This is a genomic window from Nonlabens agnitus, from assembly GCF_002994045.1.
Taxonomy (GTDB): Bacteria; Bacteroidota; Bacteroidia; order Flavobacteriales; family Flavobacteriaceae; genus Nonlabens; species Nonlabens agnitus.
In genome coordinates this window covers 1,042,822-1,065,906 of the sequence record NZ_MQUC01000003.1, presented here as the reverse complement: position 1 = coordinate 1,065,906, position 23,085 = coordinate 1,042,822, and the positions used below count along the sequence as shown (strand labels likewise).

General features: G+C 41.4%; 25 protein-coding genes. 9 read left to right on the top strand and 16 right to left on the bottom strand.

The window, feature by feature from the left end:
* Positions 1 to 20: 20 nt before the first annotated feature.
* From BST86_RS04915 to BST86_RS04885, 7 genes are all read right to left on the bottom strand, one after another.
* The gene (locus BST86_RS04915; RefSeq protein WP_105982297.1) at positions 21 to 479 is read right to left on the bottom strand and encodes a 3-hydroxyacyl-ACP dehydratase FabZ family protein; all 459 of its coding nucleotides are present in this window, start codon (positions 477 to 479) and stop codon (positions 21 to 23) included.
* A gap of 5 nt (positions 480 to 484) precedes the next feature.
* Positions 485 to 1,264 carry an SDR family oxidoreductase gene (locus BST86_RS04910; protein WP_105982296.1) on the bottom strand — a complete coding sequence of 260 codons (780 nt, stop codon included), beginning with the start codon at positions 1,262 to 1,264 and terminating at the stop codon, positions 485 to 487.
* Positions 1,258 to 2,313, bottom strand: a complete 1,056-nt coding sequence (locus BST86_RS04905; RefSeq protein ID WP_105982295.1) for a type III polyketide synthase — start codon at positions 2,311 to 2,313, stop codon at positions 1,258 to 1,260. The genes BST86_RS04910 and BST86_RS04905 overlap by 7 nt, the downstream gene beginning before the upstream one ends.
* A complete protein-coding gene (locus BST86_RS04900) occupies positions 2,297 to 3,013 on the bottom strand; it encodes a methyltransferase domain-containing protein (RefSeq protein ID WP_242446463.1) in 717 nt (238 codons plus the stop codon). The genes BST86_RS04905 and BST86_RS04900 overlap by 17 nt, the downstream gene beginning before the upstream one ends.
* Positions 3,010 to 4,125: an NAD(P)/FAD-dependent oxidoreductase gene (locus BST86_RS04895; protein WP_105982293.1), complete on the bottom strand. Its 1,116-nt coding sequence runs from the start codon at positions 4,123 to 4,125 to the stop codon at positions 3,010 to 3,012. Before BST86_RS04895 ends, BST86_RS04900 begins: the two co-directional genes overlap by 4 nt.
* A 46-nt stretch (positions 4,126 to 4,171) precedes the next feature.
* Positions 4,172 to 4,393 (bottom strand): hypothetical protein, encoded by a 222-nt coding sequence (locus tag BST86_RS04890; RefSeq protein WP_055412750.1) that lies wholly within the window; start codon positions 4,391 to 4,393, stop codon positions 4,172 to 4,174.
* A 69-nt stretch (positions 4,394 to 4,462) separates the two neighbouring features.
* A complete protein-coding gene (locus BST86_RS04885) occupies positions 4,463 to 6,451 on the bottom strand; it encodes an alpha-ketoacid dehydrogenase subunit alpha/beta (protein WP_242446555.1) in 1,989 nt (662 codons plus the stop codon).
* 178 nt (positions 6,452 to 6,629) lie between these two features.
* Here BST86_RS04885 and BST86_RS04880 point away from each other — a divergent pair, with 178 nt between their 5' ends.
* On the top strand, positions 6,630 to 7,580 hold the full coding sequence (locus BST86_RS04880; RefSeq protein ID WP_105982292.1) for an isopenicillin N synthase family dioxygenase: 951 nt from the start codon (positions 6,630 to 6,632) through the stop codon (positions 7,578 to 7,580).
* A gap of 77 nt (positions 7,581 to 7,657) precedes the next feature.
* Here BST86_RS04880 and BST86_RS04875 read toward each other — a convergent pair whose 3' ends face one another.
* Positions 7,658 to 8,905 (bottom strand): NAD(P)/FAD-dependent oxidoreductase, encoded by a 1,248-nt coding sequence (locus BST86_RS04875; RefSeq protein ID WP_105982291.1) that lies wholly within the window; start codon positions 8,903 to 8,905, stop codon positions 7,658 to 7,660.
* A gap of 98 nt (positions 8,906 to 9,003) precedes the next feature.
* Between BST86_RS04875 and BST86_RS04870 the strand changes: the two genes are divergently transcribed.
* Together BST86_RS04870 and BST86_RS04865 are read left to right on the top strand one after the other, a co-directional pair.
* Complete coding sequence (locus BST86_RS04870; protein ID WP_105982290.1) at positions 9,004 to 9,927, top strand: mechanosensitive ion channel family protein; 924 nt, start codon at positions 9,004 to 9,006, stop codon at positions 9,925 to 9,927.
* Positions 9,920 to 10,219 carry a DUF3817 domain-containing protein gene (locus BST86_RS04865; protein WP_105982289.1) on the top strand — a complete coding sequence of 100 codons (300 nt, stop codon included), beginning with the start codon at positions 9,920 to 9,922 and terminating at the stop codon, positions 10,217 to 10,219. The genes BST86_RS04870 and BST86_RS04865 overlap by 8 nt, the downstream gene beginning before the upstream one ends.
* 118 nt (positions 10,220 to 10,337) lie before the next feature.
* Here BST86_RS04865 and BST86_RS04860 read toward each other — a convergent pair whose 3' ends face one another.
* The gene (locus BST86_RS04860; RefSeq protein WP_055412743.1) at positions 10,338 to 10,742 is read right to left on the bottom strand and encodes an acyl-CoA thioesterase; all 405 of its coding nucleotides are present in this window, start codon (positions 10,740 to 10,742) and stop codon (positions 10,338 to 10,340) included.
* A gap of 78 nt (positions 10,743 to 10,820) precedes the next feature.
* Here BST86_RS04860 and BST86_RS04855 point away from each other — a divergent pair, with 78 nt between their 5' ends.
* From BST86_RS04855 to BST86_RS04845, 3 genes are all read left to right on the top strand, one after another.
* Positions 10,821 to 11,633 carry a TrmH family RNA methyltransferase gene (locus BST86_RS04855; RefSeq protein ID WP_105983946.1) on the top strand — a complete coding sequence of 271 codons (813 nt, stop codon included), beginning with the start codon at positions 10,821 to 10,823 and terminating at the stop codon, positions 11,631 to 11,633.
* A gap of 68 nt (positions 11,634 to 11,701) precedes the next feature.
* Complete coding sequence (locus BST86_RS04850) at positions 11,702 to 12,934, top strand: M48 family metallopeptidase (RefSeq protein ID WP_105982288.1); 1,233 nt, start codon at positions 11,702 to 11,704, stop codon at positions 12,932 to 12,934.
* 57 nt (positions 12,935 to 12,991) lie between these two features.
* On the top strand, positions 12,992 to 13,525 hold the full coding sequence (locus BST86_RS04845) for a hypothetical protein (RefSeq protein ID WP_197709220.1): 534 nt from the start codon (positions 12,992 to 12,994) through the stop codon (positions 13,523 to 13,525).
* A gap of 9 nt (positions 13,526 to 13,534) precedes the next feature.
* On the opposite strand, the gene BST86_RS04840 is transcribed toward BST86_RS04845, so the two are convergent.
* A complete protein-coding gene (locus BST86_RS04840; RefSeq protein ID WP_105982287.1) occupies positions 13,535 to 14,338 on the bottom strand; it encodes a DUF4294 domain-containing protein in 804 nt (267 codons plus the stop codon).
* Between the two features lie 101 nt (positions 14,339 to 14,439).
* On the opposite strand from BST86_RS04840, the gene BST86_RS04835 reads away from it, so the two are divergent.
* The gene (locus BST86_RS04835) at positions 14,440 to 15,549 is read left to right on the top strand and encodes a M42 family metallopeptidase (protein ID WP_055412740.1); all 1,110 of its coding nucleotides are present in this window, start codon (positions 14,440 to 14,442) and stop codon (positions 15,547 to 15,549) included.
* Between the two features lie 85 nt (positions 15,550 to 15,634).
* Positions 15,635 to 15,886 (top strand): CBU_0592 family membrane protein, encoded by a 252-nt coding sequence (locus BST86_RS04830; RefSeq protein WP_242446462.1) that lies wholly within the window; start codon positions 15,635 to 15,637, stop codon positions 15,884 to 15,886.
* A gap of 54 nt (positions 15,887 to 15,940) precedes the next feature.
* On the opposite strand, the gene BST86_RS04825 is transcribed toward BST86_RS04830, so the two are convergent.
* Both BST86_RS04825 and BST86_RS04820 read right to left on the bottom strand, forming a co-directional pair.
* Positions 15,941 to 17,386, bottom strand: coding sequence for an L-serine ammonia-lyase (locus BST86_RS04825; protein WP_105982286.1), 1,446 nt, complete (start codon positions 17,384 to 17,386; stop codon positions 15,941 to 15,943).
* Between the two features lie 102 nt (positions 17,387 to 17,488).
* Positions 17,489 to 17,998, bottom strand: a complete 510-nt coding sequence (locus BST86_RS04820) for a PepSY domain-containing protein (RefSeq protein ID WP_105982285.1) — start codon at positions 17,996 to 17,998, stop codon at positions 17,489 to 17,491.
* A 298-nt stretch (positions 17,999 to 18,296) separates the two neighbouring features.
* Between BST86_RS04820 and BST86_RS04815 the strand changes: the two genes are divergently transcribed.
* Positions 18,297 to 18,842, top strand: coding sequence for a Dps family protein (locus tag BST86_RS04815; RefSeq protein ID WP_105982284.1), 546 nt, complete (start codon positions 18,297 to 18,299; stop codon positions 18,840 to 18,842).
* Between the two features lie 49 nt (positions 18,843 to 18,891).
* On the opposite strand, the gene BST86_RS04810 is transcribed toward BST86_RS04815, so the two are convergent.
* From BST86_RS04810 to argB, 4 genes are all read right to left on the bottom strand, one after another.
* A complete protein-coding gene (locus BST86_RS04810; protein ID WP_105982283.1) occupies positions 18,892 to 19,815 on the bottom strand; it encodes an EamA family transporter in 924 nt (307 codons plus the stop codon).
* Between the two features lie 90 nt (positions 19,816 to 19,905).
* Complete coding sequence (argH, locus tag BST86_RS04805) at positions 19,906 to 21,177, bottom strand: argininosuccinate lyase (protein ID WP_105982282.1); 1,272 nt, start codon at positions 21,175 to 21,177, stop codon at positions 19,906 to 19,908.
* A 65-nt stretch (positions 21,178 to 21,242) separates the two neighbouring features.
* Positions 21,243 to 22,301, bottom strand: coding sequence for a M20 family metallo-hydrolase (locus BST86_RS04800; protein ID WP_105982281.1), 1,059 nt, complete (start codon positions 22,299 to 22,301; stop codon positions 21,243 to 21,245).
* Positions 22,298 to 23,074: an acetylglutamate kinase gene (gene argB, locus BST86_RS04795; RefSeq protein WP_105982280.1), complete on the bottom strand. Its 777-nt coding sequence runs from the start codon at positions 23,072 to 23,074 to the stop codon at positions 22,298 to 22,300. The genes BST86_RS04800 and argB overlap by 4 nt, the downstream gene beginning before the upstream one ends.
* Positions 23,075 to 23,085: the final 11 nt, after the last annotated feature.

Genomic DNA, 23,085 nt, shown 5'->3' with positions numbered 1-23,085 from the left:
CTCCACATTTACTGATCCAGTTAGTCACCTGAATCAAGCGGTTGATTGAGAATCATACCACTCATCCAGCCTTCAGCGATTTTTTGTTCGTTTTCATCCAGCATTTGAACGACAACTTTAAGCTTATTGAAACGGAAATATTCCTTTTTGGCACTTACGATCACCGTGGTTCCAGGCAGTACCTGATTCAAAAAATTGACGTGAGCTTCTGTAAAGACAAATTGAGGTTTTGACGGTTGATCCTTAAGTAAATAGCTTCCGAGGCAGGCCAGACCAATTTGAGCCATACATTCCTGTAGAATGACGCCTGGTGTGACGGGTTTGTTGGTAAAATGGTGTTTGTAGAAGTATTCGCTTTCGCGAAAGCGATATATCCCAATCACATGAGCATCAGTGAGTTCCAACAGTTGATCGACAAATTTGAAACCATCGCCATAAGGAAGATTTGCTACAATTTTTTCAAGATCTGATAACAACATAGGTTCTAAGTTAGGGACTCGCCACCATCGACTTTGATCACGCTACCGTTGATAAATGCAGCTTCTGCACGGCAAAGTAAATAGACCACGTTAGCCACGTCTTGCGGCTGGGTCAAGCGGTTCATGGGATTGCGCTGCAGGCTGTTTTTCTTGAGTTCTTCATACATGGGAATGCGCTGGAGACTTTCAGTATCTGTCACGCCAGCTTGTATGCAATTGGTGGTGATTCCCAGTGGTGCGTATTCCAGAGCCATATTTCTGGTGAGCGCTTCCAACGTGGCTTTGGCAGCACTTACAGCTGCATAACCTTTCATGGGTTTGTGGTTTCCTTCACTTGTAAAACTCAAAAATCTCGCCGTTGATTCCATAAGATTATTGGAGATCAATTGTTGCGCCCAGCTGTAGTAATTGATTCCCATAGAATGGATGGTCTGCGCAAAGTCTGCTGGAGTGAGTTGATGCTCGCCTGTCAATGGCTTTAAATTTCCCTTGGAGATGCTGTGTAAAAACAGAAACAGCTTGTTGTTGCCCAGATGCTTTTTGATCTGGTCCATCAATGCTGGAATTTTGAGATCATTCCTTGCATCTGCATTGATAAATAAATGATCTGTACTGTTTTCTAAATTCTCAAAACTCTGATTAATAGATTCTTGTTGCGCTCTACCTGAACGATAGATGACGATCAATTTCATGCCGTGGTTGGCACATTTAACGGCTGTAGCATAGCCTAAACCACTACTACCACCCAGAATCAAACCATATTTTTGTTCCAGATCTTTTACCATTCCAGCAAAATCCTTTGTGCGGTAAATCCTGGACCAAAACTCAACATTAAACCTAGATCGCCTTTAGCAACATCTTCTCTATTCATAAAACGGTCCAATACAAATAAAACCGTGGCACTACTCATATTGCCGTAAAGTCTTAGTACTTCTTTTGTATCGTCAATATTCTTACCCAACTCGCTAAAAAGGGCTTCAACCGTTTGCACTATTTTTTTACCTCCAGGATGAAAAATAAGATGATCAACATCTGCTATTTCCAGTCCGTGTTTTTTTAAAAATGGGTGAATAATAGCGGGAAAATGAGAAGCAATGGTTTCAGGAACTTCTTTGTCTAGTACCATTTTAAGACCACTATTGACCACGTCAAAGCCCATCATATGCGTAGCATCTGGAAAATGGTACATCTCGTGACCTTTTATGGTAGGACCGGTTTCATTTTGGTTTGAGGAGAGCAACACACAGGCACAACCATCGCCAAAGATAGCCGCGCTCACCATGTTTGCCATAGAATAGTCGTTGAGTTGGAAGGTTGCTGTAGGCGCTTCTATTGCTACCACAGCGGCTTTTTTGTTGGGATTGGCGCGCAGGAAATTATCGGCATAGATCAATCCAGAAATACCTGCTACGCAGCCCATTTCGGTTACTGGTAAGCGCACAATATCCTGTCGCATGTCCAGTTCATTGATCAAATAGGCATCGATGGATGGTATCATGATTCCCGTACAACTTACCGTGATGATATAATCCAGATCTTGTGCATTCCAGCTGGCCTTTACCAGTGCCTTCTCAACGGCGCGTCTAGCTAGTGGGACGACTTCTCGCCTATAAATCTCGTTACGATCTTCAAAGGATGTTCTCGTGAACACCTCGATGGGATCCATTATGGAATAACGTTTATCCACTGCAGCACCTTCAAAAATCTTGATGGTCTTGCGACGCAGACGTTCGTCTTGATCTGCAAGCCAGGTCTCTACAAAAGGAAGAATTTCTGCTGTTTCTTTATAATATTGCGGTGTTACCGTGGCAACGCTCTTAATTTTTACGCTCATGTGTTGGTATGATCCATATATAACGGAACGACCACTTCCATATCAATCGGTCATCATCTATTTCCAGTGCTGCGGCATATCGCTCAAAATCTGCACGTCTAAAACCTGAGGCCACTGAAATCAATCCATCATGGATCGAGATCTCATTACGTATAAAAATAGGGCTTAAAAATTTAAAGAAACCATAAGCCACTGGATGTCTATGCAGGTCATTTATAATTACTGCCAGACCAGCCATTTGCCTGAAACGCTTGAGAAAATCCAGAATGACATCTTCACCAAAATGATGCAAGGTCAATGTTACCAGCACGATATCACATTCTAGCTCTTTTAAAGGTGTTTTGAAAATATCGCTTTCGCGAAAGCGAACTCCTTCAATACCTCTACTCCTCTCTGTGGCTTTTTCTATGGAACGTCTGCTTAGATCAACGCCCAGAAGATCTAATTCATATTGCGGCAATTCCTTTTTCAAATACCGCAACATCGCGCCATCGCTACACCCTACATCAATAATGCGGTACCTTTTCTGAGGATTTTGCTTGATGATATCCAGAACGGCCTTCTTTGTAAACTGGTAACCGCCTAGATAGGTGTTGCACAGATTGATGTCTGCCACGGCCGTATCCAGAATGTGTGGATCCATTGATGGGTCATCCATCCACTCGGCTTCTGTGTTTCGTTTATTGTAATTAAATCTCAAGGCAGGACTGGTTTACCGTGTGTTTTCTTAATGATCATAGGCATTAGGAAAGGTAGTTTAGAAAGTAGGAAATACATCCTACGAGTCCATTTTTCATGAATCAATATTTTTTGGATCCAGCTGCCATATCTCATTCTAGATTGGAACACTTTGTTCCATTCTTTGGAATAGGATGCAATCATGCCAGGTCTTTCTGTTTTTCCTTGCAGGTATTCGGTTACTTGTAGTGTTGCGAGATGAGCAGTGTGAATGGCCATCGCCATGCCGTTCCCGCATAAAGGATGAATCAAACCAGCACTGTCGCCTATAAAAAGAAAATCGGTGTTTTTAATTTCTTTGGTACCAAAGGAAATTTGTGAGATGGCAATGGGTTTGTCCCATAAAGGAGTCGCTGTTTCAAAGAATTGCTTCAGGTTCTCATTCCTGCTCATAACCTCGCGCTGAAAAGTGTCAATATCCTTGAACTTTTTAAAAGACTTATAACTTGTCAAATAGCACAAGTTCACGGCACCAGTTTCCACTTGTGAAAGTCCAGCATAACCACCTTCAAAATTGTGGAGCTCAACTTTATCACTGGGCATGTCAAACTGATAATGCATTTTGACCGCCAGCCATTCGGACTTAGTTTGAATAAAGTCTCGTTGTAATTTTTTATCTAGAATCGATCGTTTTCCTGTTGCGACAATGACTTGGTCACAGGTATAAGAATCTGTTGCCGTGATGACTGTTTGAACCTCACCAGCAGATTGTAAATCCACCACTCGTTCTTTCACAAAATCGCAACGCTTCATTGCTATTTGATAAAGTGAGTGATCCAGATGATGTCGTGAAATTCCATAGCCTCCTAGCGGTAATGGTGATGTGATACGGCTACCGTTGCGAAGGGTTATTTCAAAATCAGAAATTTTTGCTGGAGTCAATTCGTCTAGGTCTATTCCTTGACTTTTGAGTAAATCGTAAACTTCAGCACTTAGATATTCTCCACACATCTTATGGCGTGGATATTCGTCTGGATCGATGACCAAGACTTTAAATGGATGGGATAAAGAAACGGCAGCAAAAAGTCCTGATAGGCCGCCGCCGCAAATTATGATATCGTAGTGGTTAGTCACATCTCAAAGATAGATGTGATCCAGTGTATCAAGTGATGAGAATGTGTTAAGATTGAATTTCTTCAGTTTCCTTATCAGAATAATATCTGCGTTGAATCACTTTCAGAATCAAATAAATGACCAATAGGCTTGCAAAAAGGCCTAACAATAATCTTCCCGTGCGTCCCAATGTGCCCTCACTAGGACCAAAGAAAACTAAAAAAGAAAAGAGAATTGTCAGGAACCAAAGTACATATCTAAAATTGTCTGCTTCATCCATAAATTTCATAATCGTAATATTTAGTTTATACTGATTAGGGGAATTTCTTCAAATTTAGCAAAATTCTATAAAGTAGGTTTAGTACTCCAGCAAAGATTTAAGAGATTCCTTAATTCTCTTTTGCGGTAAATAATCTGATTCCAGATCTTTATGGAACGGTATAGGTGTATCGATACTACCTATCCTCATCACTGGAGCGTCCAAGTATTCAAAACAGCTTTCTCCAATCATAGAAGCAATATCACTGGAAACGCTACCAGTTAAATTATCTTCAGAGACCAGCAACACTCGACCGGTTTTCTTGACACTCGTGAGAATGGTTTCCACGTCTAGAGGCGATAATGTTCTCAAGTCTAACACATCCATCGTCTCTTCAAAATCGTCGATTAACGGTAATATCCAATGCACAGCGGCTCCATAAGTGATGATGGTCGCATCTTTTCCTTCACAAACCAATCGGGCTTTTCCTATTTCAATTTCTACGTCGTCAACGGGCACATCACCATAAATAGACCTATATAAAGCTTTGTGCTCAAAGTACAGAACAGGATTGGGGTCTTTGATGGCCGCGATCAATAATCCCTTTGCATCTGCTGGACTGGATGGATACACAATTTTCAAACCCGGAATAGTATAGAACCAGGATTCATTAGTTTGGGAATGAAACGGACCAGCGCCAACACCAGCACCACAAGGCATTCTGATCACGACATCTGCATTTTGATTCCAGCGGTAATGAGATTTGGCTAGATAATTTACGATAGGATTAAATCCGCTGCTCACAAAATCTGCAAACTGCATTTCTACAACCGCCTTCATCCCAGCAATACTCAATCCCATGGCCACTTCTACGATAGCGCTTTCGCAAATAGGCGTGTTACGCACGCGATCCTTGCCAAATTCCTCAAGAAAACCATCGGTAATCTTAAAAACACCTCCATAATCTGCGATGTCTTGTCCCATGATGATCAGGTCTTCATGCGCTCGCATGGCAGATTTCAAACCTTTATGAATGGCATCCACAAACCTGATGTTCTCCGTTTCACCGTTAGAAGTTGTATTGTTATACGTGACGGGTTTGTAGACGTCTGCCAACTCTTTTTCTATGGTGGAATTGGGTTCCGCTTTCGCGAAAGCGATATTTAAATGATCTTCAATCTGTGACTTGATCTCATCGCTCCATTCCAAGATCTCTGCTGGTGTAATGTATTGTTTATCCAAAAGTTCCCGCTCCAACATGCGCACTGGATCGCGCTGTTCCCAGTAATCCATGAGCTCATCTGGAACATACTTGGTACCGCTGGCCTCTTCATGTCCACGTCTCCTAAAGGTTTTAAATTCTATCAAAACAGGCCGCGGATTCATTCTCATGTCTTCCAGAATCTGTGAGGTTTTTTGATACACCTCGATGATATTATTACCATCAATGACGTGCGATTCCATTCCATAACCTATGGCACGATCTGCCAGGTTTTCACAACGGTATTGCTCTGACGTTGGGGTGCTTAGTCCATAACCGTTGTTCTCTATACAAAACAAAACGGGAAGATCCCAAACGCTGGCCACGTTAAGCGCCTCGTGAAAATCGCCTTCACTGGTTCCACCTTCACCTGTAAAAACCACGGTAGCCTTTTGGTTATTTCTTAGTTTTTGGGCAAGCGCAATACCATCGGCGACACCCAATTGCGGTCCCAGATGCGAGATCATTCCTATAATCTTGTACTCTTGAGTCCCAAAATGGAAGCTGCGGTCGCGACCTTTTGTAAAACCTTCCAGCTTGCCTTGCCACTGTGCGAATAGTTTCCACAATGGGATGCCTCTTGAAGTGAATACACCCAAGTTTCTATGCATAGGCAAAATGTATTCATCAGATTGCATCGCCATGGTTACACCTACAGCGATCGCTTCTTGACCTATACCAGAGAACCATTTTGAAATCCTGCCCTGGCGCAACAGGATGAGCATTTTTTCTTCTATTAGTCTAGGTAATAGCATGCCTTGGTATAGTTCTAAAGCCAGCTCTTGATTGATTTCCTGCGGTATGCTAATAAGATTTTGAGATTCCATAGGGTTGTGAATGCCTTCCAAATGTAAAATATTCAATATTATAAAAAGGTTTTCAGGTTGACCTTTCTACGCTTTTTTAGAGCATAAAACATTAGTATCTTTATACTATTCTTAATGTTCATTTAGAGCTTGACAGTATTGATACGAGCGATGTTCTTAAGTTTTTAATATTGATACAATGACAAACATACCTAGCGTGGATCTTGCAGATTTCCTAAGCGATGATCCAGAGAGAAAAAAGAAATTTATTGATGAAATTGGAAAGGCCTATGAAGAGATAGGTTTTGTGGCGCTTAAAAACCACTTTCTTTCTGATGAGTTGGTAGAAAAGTTATATGCACAGGTTGAAAAATTCTTTCAGCTGCCTGTGGAAACAAAGGAATCCTATGAGCGTCCAGAATTAGGCGGCCAGCGTGGATATGTTTCTTTTGGGAAAGAACATGCCAAAGGAAAAAAAGAAGGTGATTTGAAAGAGTTCTGGCATTTTGGTCAAGAGCCTAGCGATGACGCAGACCTTACGGAAACCTATCCGGATAACGTCAAAGTCAAAGAACTACCCGAATTCAACAAAACAGGAATGGAAGCTTATAGAATGCTGGAGAAAACCGGTATTTATGTACTTAGAGCTTTGGCACTGCACATAGGACTTCAAGAAAATTACTTTGATCACTGGGCCAGTAATGGGAACTCTATTTTGAGACCTATTCACTATCCACCTATTACCAGCGAGCCAGAAAATGCGGTACGTGCCGGTGCCCATGGTGATATTAACTTGATTACTTTGTTAATGGGCGCGAGCGCTCCTGGATTACAGGTACAACGTCGTGATGGTGAATGGCTGGATGCCATCGCCCAGGAAGATGAATTAGTGATCAACGTAGGTGATATGTTGCAGCGACACACCAACAATAAGTTGCGATCTACCATTCACCGAGTTGTAAATCCACCAAGAGAATTATGGCATACACACCGCTACTCTATTCCGTTCTTTTTACATCCACGTAGTGATATGAGATTGGATTGTTTGGAAGAGTGTATTGATGAGGATCACCCTAAACAATATGAAGACATCACTGCAGGTGAGTTTTTACACCAACGATTAGTGGAAATAGGACTGATCAAGAAATAGTTTGATCTTCAAAAATTGAAAAATCCAGAGCTGGCATATATGCTGGCTCTGGATTTTTTTTGATCTCACATGAAGTTCTAGCCTACCACTACTTTACCTTCAATTTTATCGATCACGGCTTGTGCTGCAGCCTTACCGTTGAGCATTGCTGCATTGAGCGATCCATTACTCAATTGATCACCTGCTAGATATATATTTTGGGTAAGCTGTGTTTCAGTAGGATTCATGGAGTAATTAAGATTTTTCAAATCTGGTAATGCTTTTTTAATCGTTTTAGAATGAACTAATTCACCAGCATCGATTTTACAATGTTCTTTCATCTCCATGCGTACTCTCGCTGCCAGTTCGTTGATGTCGTATTCATGGCTCTTCACAACAGAAACACTCAACATATTTTCATGACCTTCAAACACATCCTGCAAAAAATGGAAATTATTACTTAGCGTGTTTTTTGCGCTCACCAGTCCAATAATAGGCTTGCAGAAACCCTTATGTTCCGTTTTAAAATATAGCACGGTAACCTCATGCCACTTCATATTTGAGATAGGAAGATTAGGTACAAGCCTATCCGCTTGTGTAGCTATGATTGTGTAATCAGATTCCAGTTTTGATCCATCAGCTAGCGTGATTTGGGAACCTACTACTCTGGATACGGGTTGGTTAAGGTGAATGTGCTCACTTGGCAACTGTTCTGCAAGCTGCCCCGGAATGTCTGCAATTCCGTTTTTAGGTAAGGTGGCACTGCCCTGCGCAAACATTTTGAATACAAATTCAAACATGCGGCTACTGGTTTGCAGCTCATCTTCCAGAAAAATTCCCGCATAGAATGGTTTAAAGAACTTGGAAATGATCTTTTCAGAAAATCCAGCTTTTTGCAGGTAAGCCAGTGTGGTTTGCTCCTTTGCCTCAAAGATTTCCTTAAGAGATTTTTGTTTCAGCTTTCGCGAAAGCGTAAATATTTTCAACTTGTCCTTTATCGATCCAACTTTTGAAAAAGCGACCATGAATAGAAAACTAGGATCTCTGGTTGGATCTCCAACGGTTGATTTTTTACCGTCAGTGAATAGGTAGGCACCTGGTGAGAATTTGGTAAGTTCCAAAGATTCCAGGTCCAAAAATTCCTGCGCTGCTGGATAGGAATCCAACAATACCTGAAAACCATGATCAAGTATGTTACCGTCCTTGTAGTCTGTTGCCACACGACCACCTACATGTGCCGCAGCGTCATATAATTGTGCTTTGTACCCAGAATTCTTGAGGTGAATGGCGGCGCACAGACCGCTCACGCCTGCGCCTATGATGGTTATGGTTGGAGAATTTTGCATCTTACAAAAATAAACCAGCAAGGCAGACCGCATCGACTTTTGTTTAAGCTTAACACTTATCATTCAAACACAGTCTATTTTTACATAAATCCAGCATCATGACCCAAGAAAAAATTGAAAACGCAGAGTCCTTTAGCGAGCAGATTAGCATCGCTTTGGGCAATTATTATAACCATTTTGTTGAGTTGCTACCACGCTTAGGACTAGGATTGATCATCATCATTTTAGGATTTTTGATTGCTGGTTATATAGGTAGGTTTACCTCGAGACGCGTGAAAGCCAGAACTGCAGATCCCTTAATGAGCCGTTTCCTGGGACAAGCCATACGGTTATTGTTGATCATTGCGTTTATAGTCTTGTCACTTCAAGCCGCCGGTTTTGGTAACGTGAGTGCAGGAATTTTTGCCACTGCAGGAGCCAGTGCCGTGATATTGGGATTTGCATTCAAGGACATAGGTCAAAACTTTATCGCAGGAGTCATCTTGAGTTTCAACAGACCTTTTAATGTTAATGATACGGTTGAGATTGGAGACAATTTTGGGAAGGTAAAAGCCTTGGAATTTAGATACACTAAACTCAAAACCTTTGACGGGAAAGATGTCTACATCCCAAATAGTGATGTCATCACGAGACCAGTAACCAATTATACCGAAGACGGATTCTTCCGTTGGGATTTTATGGTAGGTCTGGACTATGAAGATGATATCAATCTCGCCAAAGCGGTTATTCTTAAAACCCTGGAAGATGACCCTAGAGTAATTACAGATGAGGAACATCAAAGCTATGTGGCAGAAGACGAACTGGCCACAAGTACCGTGAACGTAAAAGTGATGTTCTGGGTAGATACGACAGATTATGGTAGGGTCGCTACACAAACGAAAGGTCGAGTCATAGGCAATGTGAAAAAAGCCTTGATGCAAGAAGGATTCTATCTACCGGCAGATATTCAGGAAATCAAGCTGTATGGTCGTGAGTCTGAACTAAATTTGTCCATGAAAGAAATAAAAAGCAGCGATGATTAAAATTTTTAGATACCTAGCCATTGCAGAAGGTTATTCATTCCTTTTGGTCCTCTTTGTGACCATGCCACTTAAATATCTAGGCGGTATAGGAATGCCCAACAAAATTGTAGGCATGGCGCATGGTTTTTTGTTTTTAGGCTACGTGGTTCTTGCTATTGTGGTCGCTCAAATCCTCAAGTGGAAGTTTAAGGACATGATTATAGTGATCTTGATGTCTGTAGTGCCTTTCGGTACATTCTGGATGAAGGATAAATATTTGAACGATGGTTCAGAAGCTTTAGAGGCAGCTTAATCTTTGAAATAAGATCTAGAATTAAGACTAAGCTCACTACAAAAATGAACTTATTTAAGAGTTCGTCATTTTCAGTTGCAAACTGAATTTATAGTTTGTTATTCCTCTATTCCTAAGACTATCCGCCTATACCGCGACGCTTCATGCGTTCTGATTGATATTCAGTTTCTGTTTTACCGTGAGGTGCCGGCTTACCATTCTCATCCAGATTGACTAGGATGATTGTTTTGATGGTAATGATGGTTTCATACGTCATCTTATTGCGCACCACACAATGCAGATTGATGGATGTCTTTCCAAAAGAATTCACCTCAAGACCTATTTCAATGATGTCGCCTGTTTTAGCGCTGGCCTTAAAGTCAATGTCACTCATATATTTGGTCACCACTCTAGAATTTTCAAACTGAATGATGGTATAAAGAGCAGCTTCTTCATCGATCCAGTCCAACAACCTACCACCGAATAGCGTGCCGTTAGGGTTGAGATCTTCTGGTTTGATCCATTTGCGCGTGTGGAAATTCATGACTTTAATTTGTTCAAAATTAAGCAAACCCACAATCAATTGCATATTGCATTAACTTTGTCGCATCAACCCTACCACGTGAAATACATCTCGAGCCCGCATAATGCCATCATACGCCATGCAGAGCAACTGCAGCGCAAGAGCAAGACGCGCAAAAAAGAAGGTCTTTTCTTGATTGAAGGACAACGAGAAATAGGTCTTGCTATTACTGGCGGCTTTGAAATCGATAAAGTGCTCATTTGCGGTGATATTCTTTACAGCTCCAACGATTTTACAAATGACCAGGTCATTGCAGATCTTGGTTTAAAAGGTGATGAAGAATTGATTGCCGTCTCTCAGGACGTTTATGAAAAGCTTGCCTACCGCAGCGGTACGGAAGGTTGTATCGCTTTCGCGAAAGCGAAAAAAACCAATCTATCCAATTTACCATTATCAGACAATCCATTGATTCTCATCGCAGAATCACCGGAAAAGCCAGGAAATGTAGGTGCCTTGTTAAGAACGGCAGATGCTGCTGGAATTGATGCCGTGATCATCGTTGACCCTATATCAGATTTGTTCAACCCCAACGTGATTCGATCCAGTGTAGGCTGTATTTTTACTGTGCCTACGGTCATCGCTACCGCTGCAGAATGTGTGGCGTTTTTGAAAAGTAAATCCATTGATCTTTATGCGGCGACCCTTCAAACCAGTGAACGCTATGACCTTGTGGATTTTAAAAAGCCTGCAGCCATCGCGGTAGGCACTGAAGCTACCGGTTTATCCCAAGTGCTACGAGATGCCGCAACCACTAACATTATTATCCCCATGAGTGGCGCCATTGATAGCATGAATGTGAGTGTGAGCGCAGCTATCCTGCTTTTTGAAGCGAGACGCCAGCGTGGTTTTTAACCGAGAATCGTGTACAACTCCTGTGCATTTTGTAAAATTAAACATCATGATCCAGCTACCTTTGTAATATGGATGCGCAAACCCTTTTTTACATCATTATAGGAATTCTGAGCTTTGAATTTCTATTGGAACGCACCTTGAGCTACCTTAACTACTCCTGGTACTCCAAGCCTATACCTAAAGTTGTGAGCGATGTCTATGATGCTGCAGAATACGATCGCTCGCAGGAATATAAAAAGACCAATTTTAGATTTGGCACCATATCGGCTACTGTTTCCTTTGTCGCAACTTTGATGTTCCTGTTTCTGGATGGTTTTGCCATTGTAGATGCCTGGGCGCGATCTGTGGCAGATCATGACATTCTGGTTGCTATTGTTTTCTTCGGGATCATTGCGATTGCTGGCGAGTTGATCTCATTACCGTTCTCCTATTTTGGCACCTTTGTGATAGAAGAACGTTTTGGTTTCAATAAAACCACAAAAAAAACATTCATTATCGATAAGATAAAAGGCTGGCTGCTTACAGCGGTTTTAGGTGGCGGTTTGCTGGCCATCGTCATTTTGTGCTATCAATGGGCTGGCGATGATTTCTGGTGGTACGTCTGGATTCTGGTTTTTGTGATCTCGCTATTGATGAATATGTTCTATGCGCGATTGTTTGTTCCCTTATTCAACAAACAAGTGCCGCTGGAAGAAGGACCGCTGAAACATAAGATCAGCGATTATGCGGCAACGGTTGGATTCCAGCTGGATAAAATATTTGTCATCGATGGTAGTAAGAGATCTACAAAAGCTAATGCCTATTTCAGCGGATTTGGCAGCGAAAAGCGCGTGACGCTTTACGACACCTTGATTGATAAACTCACCCACGAAGAGATCGTGGCCGTCCTCGCTCACGAAGTAGGCCATTACAAGAAGAAACACATCATCTACAATCTTGTGGCCAGCACAATCACTACTGGATTGACGTTGTGGTTGTTTTCGCTTTTTGTCGATAGTGATTTATTAGCTCAAGCGTTAGGCGTGACTCAGGCATCCTTTCATGTAGGTTTGGTCGCTTTTGGATTGCTCTACGCACCCATTTCTAGAATTACAGGTCTGATTATGAGTTCGCTTTCGCGAAAGTTTGAATACCAGGCAGACCACTATGCCCAAAAAACCTATGCAGGTGTTCCATTAATCAATGCGCTCAAGAAACTTTCCAGTTCGAGCCTAAGCAATTTGACTCCACATCCGGCCTATGTAATTTTTCACTACTCACACCCAAGTTTAGAGCAACGTATACAGGCGATGAATGGGTGATCTTCAACTCTATGCCAAGTATCACCATGTATTTTTTGATAAATTTTATCTTTTAGATTGAGCAATAAATTTATATACCGATTATCTCCCGCAGAAAAAGAAAATATAGCAAGTAATTTGATCGGTATTTTAGAAAATGATTCTGCTATTGAAAAACGGACTGCAGAATTTATAAGCAATTGGATTCTTACTGATGCCAGTGAAAAAAGAAAAGCTTTTTTTGACGTTTGGGATATTGTTCTTAGAAATTATTTACCTCAAACTAGACCCGTACTCTTTAGATCCTGTAACAGAATTGGAAGGAAAGATAAACTAGCAAGTTTCACAGGTAGAATTGATGAGGCTAAAAGAATTGGCCAAGGAAAAGGGTTGATTTTAATTTGTAATACTGCAGAAAGTTTAAAGTTTGAAGATCAATTATATCAAACTGGTAATTATCAAAACACGTTTTATCCTTTAGCAAGCGTATTAAGAAAATCCAGAATATTAAATGATTCCATGTTTTCAGATAGATTATTGGATTATGAAATGGAAGACGAATACATAATGAGAATTCGAACGGAAAAAATGCATGTGCTAAAATGGGCTTAAGAAAAATTTTTAATTACTTCTTCTCCTTTTGCGGCGCTCCTTTTTAGCTTTTTTCTTTAAGTACTCCTCACGTTTTTTGGCACGTTCCGCTAGGTTGACTTTGTCATAATTAGGCGGCAAATTGGCCTCAAAATCCTTCCACAACGCACGGCCTGCAAAATAATCTACTGGTATGGCTGGATCCTGTGGTTCCAGCGTGTCACGTTTGAATTGCTGCTGTAGGATGTCCTCGATATAAAAATCTTCTACCACGGTCATGGGCTGGTACTCTTCCTTAAGCGAGATGTCAAAAAAACTCGCGGTATTATTGAACCAGAACGCACTCCAGCCACTGCGCAATCGCTTGATCAATTCAAAAGCGGTATCACCCGTCTGTCTATGGATCAATTTGATAAGGATCTGACCTTCCGTACGGGTTAGTTTTTTCAGTTCTTCTTTGAACTCGTCCTCGATGTAATTCTCCACCATTTTGGCATATCGCCTTTGGTCGCCTTTGTTATCAATGGTAGCGAGCCTTCTGTCCAGTTCGGTAAGTCGTTCTGCGGCGAGTTTTGCATACGGCCAGACACGTTTTACCTTACGTTGTAAAATCAGGTATCTAACACGCTCGTAACGGCTGGTAAATTTTAGGTCTTGGATAAGCAGTATTTCATCCAATTCCACGGCACTTACACTATCGCCGTCTATATAAAAGTAGTCTGCGGTTGCGGTCTTGACGCTGTCTGTAGGTTGTGGAGAAGATGGTATTGTTTGCGCTTTCGCGAAAGCGGAACACATCAAAAGCAACATCACAAAATAAAGTCTCTGAATCATACCCAAATAGTGCCAAAAAGCATTCCAAAGTTAAGAATATACCCTAGAAACAAACGGTTTCTAGAGGTCGATTATTATCTTCACGTCAAATTGAAAAAATAATGGCAGACAAGAGCATACTTAACGATACATCGATGGAATTTCTAGAGAAATACCTCAATACAGCATCGCCTACCGGTTATGAATGGAATGGGCAGCAAGTATGGATGGATTATCTTAAACCTTATGTGGATGAATTTATTACTGACAATTATGGTACCGCTGTAGGTGTCATCAATCCAGATGCAAAATATAAAGTGGTAATAGAAGGACACGCCGATGAAATCTCGTGGTATGTCAACTATATTACTGATGATGGACTAATTTACGTCGTGCGCAATGGTGGATCTGACCACCAGATTGCACCGTCAAAAAGAGTGAACATTCATACACCGCAGGGAATTGTTACAGGCGTTTTTGGCTGGCCAGCGATTCACACTCGTGATAAATCCAAAGAGGAATCTCCAAAACTCGAAAACATCTTTATCGATATAGGTGCCGAGGATAAGGAAGAAGTGCTTAAAATGGGCGTTGATGTAGGCTGCGTCATTACCTATCCAGATAAATTCATGGTGCTGAACAAAAACAAATTTGTCTGTCGTGCCCTGGATAACCGCATGGGCGGATTCATGATCGCCGAAGTGGCCCGATTGCTTAAAGAGAATAAAAAGGAATTGGACTTTGGGCTTTATGTGACCAACAGCGTGCAGGAAGAAATAGGTTTACGTGGCGCCGAAATGATCACACAAACGATCAAACCTAACGTGGCCATCGTGACAGACGTAACACATGACACGACTACACCTATGATCGATAAGAAAACCAATGGTGATGCTGCCATAGGTAAAGGTCCAGTACTGGCTTATGCACCTGCAATACAAAATAAGCTGCGCAACATCATCATGGAAACAGCGACGAAAAATAAGATTCCTTTCCAGCGTCGCGCTACCAGTCGTTCTACAGGAACTGATACGGATGCATTTGCCTACAGCAATGGCGGTGTACCTAGCGCCTTGATTTCACTGCCGTTGCGTTATATGCACACCACAGTGGAAATGGTGCATCGCGAAGACGTAGAGAACGTGATTAAAATGATCTATGAAACCTTGCTGGTTCTTAAAGCAGATCAAAGCTTCAATTATTTTGAAGGTCGCAGCGAGAAACTCATCTAATCTAGGTTTTAAACCAATGATAAATCTGCCAGTTGATGCCTAAAGACATAAGCTGGCAGTTTTTTTTAAACAACACAACTACAATATGTTGACAGCTACAGATTGGATAGGTGCTATAGGAGTCTTCCTTATTTTACTGGCGTACTTCCTCACGGTAATAAAGAAAGTAAAGACCGAAGATCTAACTTTTATACTCCTCAACTTTGTGGGCGCATCGCTGGCCTGCTTTGCTTCCATCCTATTGGAATACTGGCCGTTTATAATTCTGGACGCCTGCTGGAGTTTGATTTCTTTATACTCATTGGTGAATTACTTCACTCGAAAAAACCAACTTTAAGCAGCTCAACTACTTGTTTAGATTACTTAATTTATCTACTTGTAAATAAACTGACTAGCAATCCGATAAGGCTACGTTTACGGCCAGACCGCCTTCACTAGTTTCCTTGTATTTGGAGTTCATGTCTTGTGCCGTTTGCCACATAGTTTGAATGATTTTATCCAGTGGCACCTTGGCATTTTTGGCATCTGTATCCAATGCCATCTCACAGGCATTAATGGCTTTGATAGCGCCCATGGCATTTCTCTCAATACATGGAATCTGGACCAATCCAGCAATGGGATCGCAAGTCATTCCTAGGTGATGTTCCATAGCGATCTCGCTTGCCATTAATACTTGGGCTGGCGTGCCGCCCATAAGCTCGGTTAATGCACCAGCAGCCATGGCACTACTTACGCCTATTTCTGCTTGACAACCGCCCATTGCCGCGCTTATGGTGGCTCCTTTCTTAAACAACGAACCTATTTCTCCCGCAACGAGTAGGAACTTCTTGATGTCTTTAAAATCGGCAGAATGGTTTTCAATCACTAAATAATACATCAATACGGCTGGAATGACGCCAGCGCTACCGTTAGTTGGTGCGGTGACTACTCTACCTAGAGAGGCGTTGACTTCATTAACGGCTAGAGCAAAACAGGAAACCCATTTAAGAATCTCCCTAAATTTTACCTCAGTTCCTCTTATAGCTTCAATCCATTCTTCTTTATTGGAGTATTCGGCGCCTTTCTGTAAACGCTGGTGCGTATCATAGGCTCGGCGTCTTACATTCAAACCACCTGGCAAGATACCTTCTGTATGACAACCAGTGTACATCGAGTCCAGCATCACATCCCAAATATCTTGCAAGCGGGAATCGATGTCTTCAGGATCATTGAGGTACTCCTCGTTTTCCAAAACAATCTGTGAAACCGATTTATTTTCTCGCTCACAGTAGGCTAATAAATCTACCGCATTGGAAACCGGTCGTGGAAAACATTCAAAAATAGCTCTTTGTCTCGCTGCTCTTTTGCGTTCCTTTTGCACAAAGAATCCGCCGCCTATACTGTAATAGGTTTCAAATATCGACTTACCTGAATCCAGCACGGCTTTGAATCGAATACCGTTAGGATGGAATGGCAAAAAGTTTTTATTGAACCTAATCGCCTTTTCTGGATGAAACGTGATGAGGTGAACACCGTCCAGCTGCAACAAGTGCTGGTGGTTGACATACTGCACGGTTTCTGGAATCTCTGCTATATCGCAAGTTTGTGGATCTGCATTGGTGAGTCCTAAGATGACTGCGATGTCAGTCGCGTGACCCTTTCCTGTCAAGGAAAGAGAGCCATAAAGATCAATTTCTATGGCAGTAACATTTCCTAAAACACCTTTATCTCGCAATTTCCCTAAAAAATTGCGCGCTGCTCGCCATGGTCCTAGTGTATGAGAACTGGATGGGCCAACGCCTATTTTAAGCATATCAAATACACTTATGGCCTCGATTTTTTTAGGTATTTCACTCATGCAATCTGTACTTAATTTTCGCGCGCAAATATACATGGATTCCTAAGTCCATAACGCAAAAACCAAGATCACTAATCTACTGAAAAAGTATTCCTTTCCAGATTAAACAAATAGCAACACCAGCGTGAGTACCAATCCAGCGGCGGCAAACCACATCCCTTTTTTGAAAATAGGCGTGGACGGTAAAAACATCCAGAAAGCCGACACTACAAAGAATAATAGACTAACACCAAATAGGATATTTAGATAATATAAAGGCTGTCCTGTTTTTGCCTTGTGAAAATTTTGAAGCTTATCTAATAAATAAGGGTTTTGCAACTTTGTGTAAGAGACAAAACCAGTTTGGACATTATAAACACCTGTTTTAAAGGCAATTTCTTTATCAGTTACTTTACTTGCTTCAAAGTCTTTTATCTTAAGTTCTTTTCCCACCTGTTCAGGACTAAGGTTAGAATCCAACGTTTCTTCAACAGTCACCTGTTGCTTTAAGTAATCTGTATTTCTAAAAATGAGCGCCACGCCACTTATGGCATACACAGCCATGATTCCCGCTAGAAAAAAGCCTAGATAGCGGTGATACATTCTTACTTTATTAGAGGTTTTTCTTCCCATGAAAAATTATTATTTGGAACATTTCTAAATAGCAAATTTACTATAGGTTTCTCAATTCCAAGGACACAAATCCAATTTAATTTTGTGGATATTACGTAAAAATAAATGTGTTTTTATAGAAGTATTTGTTGTCGATGTCTGTTGGAATCAACAAACTGAAGAGTTGTGGTTTTGATGGTACTATACTTCGCTTTCGCGAAAGCGAAATAAAACAAAAGCACTTAACTTTTATTTGGCTCAACTTTTAAAAGCTATTAACGGCAAGGCATGATAGCGCCTTTTATCTTTATATAAAAAGATGAAAAAGATTTTTATTTTATTAATGGCATGCTCAATTACTGGAATCGCCACGGCACAAACCAACTTTGACCTCAAAACCCATCAAGCAACACCGACTACTAAGAATACAGCAGCTACTACAGAAAGTTTGCAATCGACATTGTATCAATTGATCGCTCATTATCATGGTGTACAACAGGCTCATTGGAATGTGCAAGGTCCACAATTTGAAAGTCTACACGGATTGTTAGGAGATTTCTATGGCGCTCTAGGTACGGACATTGATCGAGTTGCGGAACGTCAAATCATTTTAGGCAGTCCAGCTGACGGCAGACCTAGACAAGTAGCTCAAACTACTATATTGGGAGCAACGCCTAATGGTTTTCAAAAGGATTATGATGTTGTAAAAGATCTTTCTACAAAAACTCAAAAACTCAGTAATTTTTTATCGGATCAGATTGAAATTACTGGTGAGACTAATGTGGTTACCCAAGATTTATTGATTGATGTAAAAGCTGGAATTGATATCTACCTATGGAAAATAAGATCGTTTTCTTATAATTAGTAGACCATAAAATAATTGTAGTAAAACCTTCTCATGCGAGAAGGTTTTTTTATGGCCGCTTAGTAGCTACCACATCATCCTTTGTTCTCTTACGGCTATTGATGAAATAGACGCCAGTCAATAACAAGAGTGCTGCGATGCCGGTTTGAAGACTTAATTCTTCTTCAAGAAAGTACCAGCCCAGCAAAATAGCGATCACTGGGTTGATAAAGCTGGATGTAGAAACTTTTTCTGGAGATACATTTTTGAGCAAATAATTAAACGAGGTGAAGGCAGCGATACTTCCAAAAAGAATCAAACAAACCAGTGAGATTTGGGTTTGTGCTTCCCATGCCAGCGGTGATTTCCATCTTTCACCAAAGGCCAAACTCCCAAAGACCAACAAAACTCCAGCAGACAACATCTGGTAAGCTGTCGCTACAAAGAAATTGGCTGGTAAGTCTGCTGAGGCCACAAAGAGACTGCCGCTACACCATGCAATCAAACAGGTGAAGATCATTAGAATCCCTATGATCATGCCGTCTTTTGCGATGATATCATTTTGGCTTACCAAAAAATACATCCCTATAATTCCCAGCGTGACTCCTACCATGGATTTCCACTGTAGTTTTTTACGCTGTATAATGCGCATCATCAATAAAATTATCAATGGCTGTAACGCTGCGAGCAAGGATGCAAAACCAGAATCGACCCATTTCAGCGCCCAGACAAAGACACCGTTACCATAAGCCAAGAACAGAAAACCAGCCAGAATGCAATTGAGCAATTGTTTTTTTGTAATCGCTAGACTGTACTTTAAAGATCTAGCAATAATAAATATGATGATGCTGGCAGATATAAATCGAATCGACGCCAGGAAGAATGGCGGTAACTCAAGCACTGCCATCTTATTCCATAGATAAGTGCTACCCCAAAAAACATAGATACAGAAAAAAGCAAGAATTAATATCCACGTTTTTTTGGAAAACTTCATGGTTGTGCAGCTTCTGGAATTAAGCGGGCAAAGCTATGCTTTTCCACAACCATAGATTGTTGAACGCCTTTATTTAATTCTTAAAAAACCTTAGGACCATTTGTTTCTAATGTCTTCCAGATTCAAATTATGGATGCTGCCCTCGTGAGAATGCTTTTTTGAATAATCAGGTTGGTAGGTTCCATCCTGCACTTGACTACCTATGGTTTTATAGGCGTCTCTAAAACTAGCGCCGTCCACCACCAGGTTATTGATGCTATCTACTGTAAATAAGTATTGATATTTAGGGTCATTGAGATCTATGTCGGATACAATTACTTGCTGGATGGCATAGTTCAAGATCGCTAGACAATCCTGCATGTCCACAATGGCTCTAATCATGGATTCTTTCATCAATTGATAATCTCTGTGATAGCCGCTAGGTAGATTGTTTGTCAACAAAACCATCTCACTTTGAAGCGCTTGTATGCGATTACATTTCCCACGAATGAGTTCAAAAACGTCTGGATTCTTTTTGTGAGGCATGATGCTACTACCTGTGGTAAGCGCATCAGGAAAGCTCACAAAGCCAAAATTCTGACTCATGTACAAACAAATGTCCATTGCAAATCTGGAAAGTGTATTTGCCAGACTTCCCAAGGCATAGCTAATCGTGCGCTCACTCTTGCCACGAGCCATTTGTGCCGCCACCACGTTATATTTGAGTGTGGAAAAACCCATTTTCTCTGTTGTAAAAGTCCTGTCAATCGGGAAAGAACTACCATAACCCGCCGCACTTCCCAACGGATTTTGATCCACGGTTTTAAAAGCGGCTTGAAGTAAATAGTTGTCATCCACCAGCAATTCTGCATAGGCAGAAAACCACAGTCCAAAAGAAGATGGCATCGCTACCTGCAAATGCGTATAACCTGGAAGCAATTGATCTTTATGGGTTTCGGCGAGGTTCAATAAGGTTTCAAACAAATCATGACTTTGAGATTGAATGGCGGTTAATTGCTCTTTATAAAAGAGTTGTAAGGCTGTGATTACCTGATCATTTCGTGATCTTGCAGTATGTATCTTTTTACCAACATCACCATAACGCTGGGTAAGCTCGCTCTCGATTTTTGAGTGTACATCTTCAAATTCTTGCTCAATGACAAATTCGCCATTATCGATCTGTTCTTTGAGAATCGAAAGACCTTCTGTCAGTTGGGCCAATTCATCTGCTTCCAAGATGCCAATTTTCTTAAGCATTTTCGCGTGCGCCAGTGAGGCTTGAACATCATACGCAGCAATATGTAAGTCAATCTCACGATCATTACCTACGGTAAATTGCTCAATCCTGTCGTCTATCTTAATTCCTTTGTCCCAAAGTTTCATAATCTAATTTTCTATTGCTTATTGCCTATTCTCCTAATCCCTAATTCCCAATTCCCAATTCCACCTTACAATATCTTCTCTAAGATCTGCTTGTATATCTCAATACCTTCGACGATTTCAGAAACGTAAATAAATTCATCTGCTGTGTGTGATCGTTGGCTTAAACCTGGACCCAATTTTACAGATGGACAGGTCAAAACAGCTTGATCTGATAAGGTAGGCGATCCATAGGTTTCCCTACCTATCGCAAGTCCTGCCTTTACAATATCGTGATCCATAGGAATGCTGGAAGAATTTAGTTTCAACCCGCGAGGCTTGATGCTGTCGCAAGGCGATTCCTTTTGAAGCAAGTCGGCTATTTCCTTATTGCTATAGGCATCGTTGACTCTAACATCTATAACAAGATCCACTTGGGATGGAACGGCGTTGTGTTGCTGTCCGGCCTTGATTTGTGTAACAGTCATCTTGACATCGCCCAAAGCCTTGCTGCCTTTCTCAAACTTGTAATTCTTGAACCACTCCAACACCTTGATACAGTTATATATTGCGTTGTCATTATTGGGATGCGCCGCATGACTTGCAGTTCCCTTGACGATGGCGTCAAAAACCACCAAACCTTTCTCAGCTACTGCCAGGTGCATTTGGGTAGGTTCGCCTACTATTGCTACATCAATATGCGGAATTACCGGAATCATACTCACCAAACCCTTATTACCACTGCTCTCTTCTTCGGCGCTGGCGACGATGACTAAGTTGTACTTCAAGTCTTTTTTGTCGTAAAAATGAACAAAAGTCGCCAACAAACTCACCAAACAACCGCCAGCATCATTGCTGCCCAAACCATACAATTTATCATCTTCTATGGTCGCGGTAAAAGGATCTCTCGTGTATGCCTTATTGGGCTTGACCGTATCGTGATGCGAGTTGAGCAATATCGTGGGTTTGCTCTTGTCAAAATACTTATTGATCGCCCAAACGTTATAATCCGTTTGCTTGACCTCTACACCATGAGCCTCAAGCCAGTTGGAAATATGGCGAGCCGTTTGATCTTCCTCACTAGAGAATGATGGAGTCTGTATCAATTGCTTGAGTAATTCAATCGCATCTGTAGTCAATGAGCTCATAGGATTAGAGTTGTGTGGTTGTTATCTGTACTTGTAATCATCGATGCCAGTCCTATATGAACGCTGGAAACCCCATTTTGAAGGGCTCTAAAACTGTTCTGCATCTTGGGCAACATGCCGTCTGCGATGACCTTTTCTAGTTTTAAATGCTCGTATTCCTTTTGGTCAATGTCCTGTATCAAACTGCTGGGATCATTAATATCCCTTAAAACACCTTGTTTTTCAAAGCAGTAATAAAGCTGTGTGGTGTACGCTTTCGCGAAAGCGGAACAAACATCAGCCGCAACGGTATCTGCATTGGTATTGAGTAATTGACCAGCACCATCGTGCGTGATCGCGCAAAAAACGGGCGTGATGCCATGGTCCAACAACAGCTGTATAAAATCTACGTTCACCGATTTGGGATCGCCCACATGACCAAAATCAATTGGTTTTTTGTCCCGTATTTTTGATACAATGCTATTGCCATCAGCGCCGGTCAAGCCCAAGGCATTGCAACCTAGACCTTGTAATCGCGCCACCAGATTCTTGTTGATTTTACCGGCATAAGCCATGGTAATGATGTCCAAAGTGGCATCGTCTGTAATGCGGCGACCGTCAATTTGCTGCACTGGAACATCCAAATCCCGAGCCATCGAACTTGCCAAATTACCACCACCATGAATCAAGATCTTGGGCTCTTTGATCGCTGCAAAATCCTCCAAAAATGAACCAATAGCCGTTGGGTCATCAATCAGCTTACCTCCTATTTTTATGACTTTTAGTGTATTCATTTTTAATACCT